The following is a 7171-nucleotide window of genomic DNA, read 5'->3' as shown; positions in this document are numbered from 1 at the left end:
GTTTCAACATAACAGTTGACAAATATTAAAAAGTCGACTACTGTTATTATTATATTTTAATGCTAATCCGATTAGAGAAAAGCTCTGAAGAGAAGAGTAACTGATTTAACAAGATTCAAAGAAAATCCAGTTGGTGAAAAAGGATATCTTAACAATCAGCGAATATGAACTCTGAATAGTGCAATTAAGTTAACGCTTGGTTGTAGGCTGTGACCGTTAACTCACAGGGTATCAATTATGAGAATTTGGAATAATTGGCACTTTCAGAGGTATTGCTTGCGAGAGTAATACGAATTCAGGGTGGTACAGCGAAGCATTCGCCCCTCCGTCAGATTATTTCTGATATGTGGGGATGAATTTGCTGAACCGCTCTAAGGGATTTTATTATTCAGCAGTGACTGTTAAGATAGTAACTGTAATTAATAAATTTTAAGGAGATATGATATCTTATGGCAAAAGTTGAAAGTTTTACATTAGATCACACAAAGGTAAAGGCACCTTACGTTCGTCTCATCACTGAAGAAACTGGAAAAAAGGGCGACGTCATTTCTAATTACGACTTACGACTTGTTCAACCAAACACCAATGCCATTCCTACTGCAGGATTGCATACGATTGAACATCTCTTAGCCGGATTACTTAGAGATCGTCTTGACGGGGTTATCGATTGCTCACCATTTGGCTGCCGAACCGGTTTTCATTTAATTACTTGGGGTGAACACAGCACCACTGAAGTCGCAAAGGCTTTGAAGGGGTCACTCGAAGCAATTGCCAACGACATCGAATGGAAAGACGTTCAAGGGACTGACAAGTATAGTTGCGGTAATTACCGTGATCATTCATTGTTCTCTGCTAAAGAGTGGAGTAAAGAAATCTTGTCACAAGGGATCTCTGATCAACCTTTCGAACGCCACGTTATCTAGTTTCTGAAATGATCCATTAATACTGCTTTTTATGGACGCTACAATCTGACAAAGATTGCAGCGTCTTTTTCGCTAACCTTTCCCAAATGATTAGCGAAAATCAGACACTCTCATTAACAATTGCGTACTTAAATCAAGGAGGATTTAACAACTATGACAACAACAATTATTGGGTTCCCACGCATTGGCCATCACCGTGAATTAAAATTTGCCACTGAACATTATTGGAAAAATAAAATTAACCAGGAAGAATTACAACAAACAGCTTACGAAATCAGAAAAAATAACTGGCAGGCTCAAAAAGATGCCGGCATTGATCTAATTCCAGTAGGTGATTTTTCATTCTTTGATGGTGTTTTGGACACTGCCAACATATTAAACATTATCCCTTCCCGTTATAAAGATCTTCACTTATCCGAATTGGACGAATACTTTGCTCAAGCCCGGGGCTATCAAAATGGTTCTGAAACCGTGAAGGCTCTCCCAATGAAAAAGTGGTTTAACACCAACTATCACTACATTGTTCCTGAATTTTCAAAAGAAACTAACGTTAAATTAGTTGGCAATAAATTGTTTAATGAAATTAACGAAGCCCTTGAACAAGGGATCAATGCCAAGGCTGTTGTTATCGGTCCTTACACCCTTTTGAAGCTAAGTCGGTTTATTGAAGACACCAAGCCCCGAGATTATGTTGAGGCGTTGGTTGAAGCTTACAAACAAATTATTGACCGCTTGAGTCAAAAGGGCGTTAAGTGGCTTCAAATCGATGAACCCGCTTTAAGTTTCGACGTTGACTCTGTTGAAAAACAACTCTTTGACGACTTATATGACGGCATTCTTGCCGAGAAACGATCAACGAAGATTCTTTTGCAAAACTATTTTGGCGATATTCGTGATATTTATAATGATGTCACTTCAAAGAACTTTGATGGAATCGGTTTGGATTTCGTTGAAGGCAAGTACAACAATGAGCTGTTAAAACAAAATGGGTTCCCAGATGATAAAATCCTATTCGCCGGAGTTGTAAACGGCAAAAATATTTGGCGTAATCATTATGAAAATACCATTAACTTTTTAAACCAGCTCAACACCAAAGCCCCGGTTGTATTAAATAGTTCCACATCCCTTCTGCATGTCCCATACACTGCAGAAGACGAGACAAAGCTGCCTGGCGATGTGAAAAAGCATCTTGCTTTTGCCTTACAAAAACTGGATGAGCTTAAAGAACTCGATAATATTTATCATGATGAAGCGGATGGTAAAATTGCTTTAACGAAAAACGACAACCTGTTTCAAAGCGTTAAACATCCAGTCAACCCAGTTGTTCATCACCGAATTGCCAGTTTAAGTCAGGCTGATTATACCCGTTTGCCAGAACGCAGTGAACGTGAAAAAATTCAGAAAAAAGAATTCAATTTACCAGTTTTACCAACAACAACAATTGGCTCATTCCCACAAACTAAAGATGTTCGTCAAAATCGTTCAAAACTTCGCAAGGGTGAAATTACCCGTGAACAGTACGACAAATTTAACGAAGATAAGATTGTTCGTATCCTCAGAAAGCAAGAGGAAATCGGTTTGGATGTCCTTGTTCACGGTGAATATGAACGAAACGACATGGTTGAATACTTTGGTGAAAAGCTTGACGGTTTCGTCTTTACGCAAAACGGTTGGGTTCAATCATACGGTACCCGAGGGGTTAAACCACCAATCATCTGGGGCGATATCTCACGAACCGCACCAATCACCGTAAAAGCTTCTGTCTTTGCGAAAAACCACACTGATAAATTAATCAAAGGCATGCTGACCGGTCCGGTTACGATTTTTAACTGGTCATTCCCACGTGAGGATGTTTCACCTAAAGAATCAGTCACCCAGATTGCTTTAGCCCTTCAAGATGAAGTCCTGGATCTTGAAAAACACGACATCAAAATTATCCAAATCGATGAACCGGCTTTGCGAGAAAACTTACCGTTGCGTAAATCCAACTGGTATTCTGAATACCTCGACTGGGCAGTTCCAGCCTTCCGGTTAGTCCACAGTAAGGTTCAAGCAAGCACCCAGATTCATACTCATATGTGCTACAGTGAATTTGGCGATATCATCAAGGCGATTGATGCACTGGATGCCGACGTCATTTTATTTGAAGCTTCCCGTGCCGACTTTACCTTAATTGATCAACTTGTTGCTGCAAACTTCCAGACTGAAGTTGGACCCGGTGTTTACGATATTCACTCACCACGAATTCCATCTGAAAAAGAAGTCGAGGACTTGATTAAACAACTCGTTCATAAACTACCAATTGACAAGATTTGGATTAATCCGGATTGTGGCTTAAAGACGCGAACTGAAGAAGAATCCTTTAAGAGTCTACAAAATATTGTTGATGCAACGAAGAAAGTTAGAAGTGAGATAAATAAGCCTAACAGCGTTATTTAAAAATAAAACTGTCTTTTCCCTGGAAGTCGTCCCGCCTAAGAAAGACTCGCCCAAAGAAGCAATTTTACCAACCCTTCAACAGCTCCAATCAATTAATCCGGATTTTATCTCGGTTACATTAGGGGCTGGTGGATCTGACCACTATACCGGTACCGTTCAGATTGCTGATTTAATTCAAAACCAGCTGAACATCCCGGCAGTCGCCCACGTCCCCGGATTGTACCAAACCCGCGAACAGGTTTTAAACCTACTGGATAATCTCTCAGAATTTAATGTTAAAAACATTTTAGGCCTTCGCGGTGATAAAATTCCCGGAAAACAACCAGTTGGTGACTTTAATCACGCCAATGATCTGGTAGCCTTTGTTCATCAAAATCGACCAGACTTTAGCATTGCCAGTGCTTGTTACCCAAATTGTCACCCTGAGGCCACTGGGTTTGTTGATGATATTGCCCATTTAAGAACCAAAGTCGATGCTGGCGCCGATCACCTGATCAGTCAACTATTTTTCGATAATCAAGCTTTTTATGATTTCCAGGAAAAGGCTGAAATTGCCGGGATTCACGTCCCAATCGAAGCCGGCATCATGCCTTGTACCAACAAGAAACAAATTGAACGAATTACTCAAATTACAGGGGTTCCACTACCTAAAAAGTTCAGTGCTATTTTAGATCGTTATCAGAACAGTGAGGAAGCAATGCGGGAGGCCGGAATTGCGTTCGCTGTTGATCAAATTATCGATCTTGTTTCTGAAGGCGTTGACGGAATTCACCTTTATACCATGAATCATGCCGACATTGCCGAACGAATCTGGAATGCGACTAAATCAGTATTTGATGCTGCTAATGCAAGAACCCGGACAACTATAAAGCACCGCTCTTAAAAAACAGAGTGGGCCAGCAAGCAGTTAGCCCCCAGAATATAAGCCTCCTAACTTAATATTCCAAAATCAGGAATATCAAGTTAGGAGGCTTATATGGCCGGGGTATGCTTGCTGGTCCACTTTTTAACTAAATAAAAAGTTCCTCAATTGTCAAGTTAAGTGCAACACTAATGGCCTATTCTTATAATTGGTCTAGAAAGTTAAATCAGTTGTGGCATAACATCCGCTAGACAACTATAGCTTAAACAGCGGCGGGGACGGGGATTCAGCGTGTCTTGAACCAACTGCAGATCCACTAATGAGAGGTTTTTAAAGGAATGCCCCTTTGGGAAGAACTCTCTTAATTGCCCATTCACATTCTCATTAGTGCCCCGTTCCCAGGGAGAATATGGATGGGCAAAGTAGATTTCCGTTCCTTGAACCTGATTTAAACTAGCGAATTCCGAGCCGTTGTCAAACGTGATCGTCCGAAAGTTTTCTGCACCGTAATCATCAATCGTATCTTGGAGGGCTTGCCGGCAAGTCTCTGCCCGGTAATCAGGCAATTTAACGATAATTTCCATCCGGTTAACGTCATTAAAGCTGGTTCGGACTCAACCCGTTTGGCTTTCACTAAGTCGCCTTCCCAATGGCCCAACTCCTGACGTTTCCGAAGCACTGCGGGCCGGTCTTCAATGGACTGTCCAAGCCGTTTTTTATTCAGGCGGGCATGTCGGTGATTCGGGCGTTTAACGCGGCGACGTAGCTTCATGGGTAAATCATAGTTGTGAAGCTCCGGGGGGAGCTTGCCAGCCTCGATATACCAATAGACCGTAGCCGTTGATGGGCAGGGAAAGCCCGGGTAATGAGCTTTGAGATAGTGGACATACGTATCGACACTGAAAACTCGTGGCTTAGCTTTTAAAGCTTTCGGCAGGGACTTGAAGAACACGGCAGCCCGCTGTTCTCGATAGTAAGCCGCCCCGCGTTCAAAAGATTGGAGTTGTTGGTAATGCTTAGGCATGATATTCTTAGTTTGGGTCATGAAGACACCTATCCTTATCTGTTGATTTTGTCGTTAATAATAAGAATAGGCCTTCATGGCCTTTTAAGCTAGTCTAATTGGTCTAGTTATCAAGTGTTGCACTTCAATTTTAAATCGGGGGTGGCTATTTTTATAAATATGCGATATTATTACATTGAAACCTGAACGAATTAGTTAAAAAATACATAAGCATTCGCATTAGGAGGAAACTTGGCATGCACTGGATAGCCGACTTACTCGCCGCAATTGGCGTGGTTTTAAACGGAATTCCGCAGGGAATTATGGCAATGGGATTGGGATTTGCCGTGTTCCCGACAACCTTCTCATTTGTATTAGCATCCGCGGTCAACGGTGCCTTTGGGTCTGTCGCACCGATTTCATTTCAGGCGGAGTCATTAGCCCTTACCGGAAACCTGGGTGATACAACCCGCGAACGAACCTCAATCATCTTTGGTGGTTCGCTCATTATGGCAGTGATCGGGGTTAGTGGGACGCTGACAAAAATCGTGGCCGTTCTTGGCAATTCAATTATGGCTGGGATGATGGCCGGCGTGGGGATCATGTTGGCCAAAATCGCCGTCAACATGGCGCGAAAACAACGAACGGCTGGTATTTCTTCGGTTGCCATTGCAATTGTGACCTATCTACTGACAAAAGATTTAGTTTGGACCATCGCGTTATCGGTGATTGGTTCCAGTTTGATTGCCGTCTTTGCGACCCATTACGAAGCGGAATTACCCGCACACGTCGTTGAACGCCGCTTTCACTTTTTAAAACCAATTTTCAATATTCGGGTGATTCGCGGGGCATTGAGTTTGGCCTGCTTGAACATTGGGGCCAACATTTCTTATGGACTCATTACCGGTCAGATGACTGGAATTAAGCCCAATCCGGTTAATTTAAACTTGCTGACCGGGACGCAGGCGTTTGCCGACATGGGAACCAGTTTGTTGGGCGGGGCGCCTGTTGAAACGATTATTTCGGCGACCGCCAGCGCCCCGGAACCCGTGATTGCCGGGATCATGATGATGCTCATCATGGCCGTCATTCTATTTGTCGGCTGGTTGCCTAAGATTGGCAAGTACGTGCCGTCGGCTTCAATTGCCGGATTCTTGTTAATCTTAGGAGCCGTTGTCATCTTTCCAGAGAATGCCGCCACGGCCATGCAAGGATCTGACAGTGTGATTGCAGCCCTCACCTTGGTCGTGACCGCAATTGTTGATCCGTTTACAGGCTTGTTAACGGGTGCCGCACTGAAATTTATTTTGCCGCTTATCGGCTTGGGGGTATAACCATGGAACAAACATATGAATTAAAAGTTGGCCAGCTGAAGCGCACGTTACCAATTATTCCAATTAATGATACCACGGCGATTGCATCGTTTGTGTTGTTAGGTGATTCGGAATTGGCTCACGAAGCTGCTCAACAACTTTCCACTAAGATTACTGAGAACTTTGATTATATTGTGACCCTTGAATGTAAGGGAATTCCGTTAGCTGAGGAAATGAGTCGCCTCACGAACCATCCCAAGTTTGTTGTTCTCCGCAAGAGTGTTAAGGCCTACATGACTGATCCCTTGGAAGTTTCTGTTAAATCAATTACGACTACCGATGAGCAGAAACTTGTGTTGGATGGCCATGACGCTGAGCAGCTGGCCGGTAAACACGTTATTTTGGTGGATGATGTGATTTCAACTGGTGGGTCTTTGGAGGCGGCTGAACGGCTGTTAACAAAGGCTCATGCAAAGACGGTTGCTAAATGCGCCATTTTAGCGGAGGGTGATGCCGCTAATCGAACGGACATAATCTATCTGGAAAAGCTGCCGCTGTTTTCAATTAAATCTGGAAAATAAAAAAGTCCCCGAGAATTTGATCTCAGAGACAAGCAATTCGTTGATTTAAA

The 7171-nt window shown here is 42.8% G+C and carries 5 protein-coding genes and 1 pseudogene; 5 read left to right on the top strand and 1 reads right to left on the bottom strand.

Features of this window, described 5'->3' with window-relative positions; translation table 11 throughout:
* Positions 1-449 precede the first annotated feature (449 nt).
* The 3 genes from HMPREF0518_RS01185 to metF all read left to right on the top strand — a co-directional run bounded on the left by HMPREF0518_RS01185 (position 450) and on the right by metF (position 4245).
* Positions 450-923: an S-ribosylhomocysteine lyase gene (locus tag HMPREF0518_RS01185; RefSeq protein WP_003625268.1), complete on the top strand. Its 474-nt coding sequence runs from the start codon at positions 450-452 to the stop codon at positions 921-923.
* 153 nt (positions 924-1076) lie between these two features.
* Entirely contained in the window at positions 1077-3362 is a 2286-nt protein-coding gene (metE, locus tag HMPREF0518_RS01180; RefSeq protein ID WP_003625266.1) for a 5-methyltetrahydropteroyltriglutamate--homocysteine S-methyltransferase, read from the top strand.
* Complete coding sequence (gene metF, locus HMPREF0518_RS01175; protein WP_080516443.1) at positions 3340-4245, top strand: methylenetetrahydrofolate reductase [NAD(P)H]; 906 nt, start codon at positions 3340-3342, stop codon at positions 4243-4245. The genes metE and metF overlap by 23 nt, the downstream gene beginning before the upstream one ends.
* A gap of 200 nt (positions 4246-4445) precedes the next feature.
* Here metF and HMPREF0518_RS01170 read toward each other — a convergent pair.
* Positions 4446-5269, bottom strand: a pseudogene (locus HMPREF0518_RS01170) (IS30 family transposase).
* 215 nt (positions 5270-5484) lie between these two features.
* Between HMPREF0518_RS01170 and HMPREF0518_RS01165 the strand changes: the two are divergent.
* A complete protein-coding gene (locus HMPREF0518_RS01165) occupies positions 5485-6561 on the top strand; it encodes a hypothetical protein (protein ID WP_003625262.1) in 1077 nt (358 codons plus the stop codon).
* Between the two features lie 2 nt (positions 6562-6563).
* The gene (locus tag HMPREF0518_RS01160; protein ID WP_003625261.1) at positions 6564-7121 is read left to right on the top strand and encodes a phosphoribosyltransferase family protein; all 558 of its coding nucleotides are present in this window, start codon (positions 6564-6566) and stop codon (positions 7119-7121) included.
* The last annotated feature ends 50 nt before the right edge of the window (positions 7122-7171 follow it).

It is taken from the genome of Lactobacillus helveticus DSM 20075 = CGMCC 1.1877, assembly GCF_000160855.1.
Taxonomy (GTDB): Bacteria; Bacillota; Bacilli; order Lactobacillales; family Lactobacillaceae; genus Lactobacillus; species Lactobacillus helveticus.
Note: the sequence above shows the minus strand (reverse complement) of the source record. Positions and strands in the feature narration are given on the sequence as shown.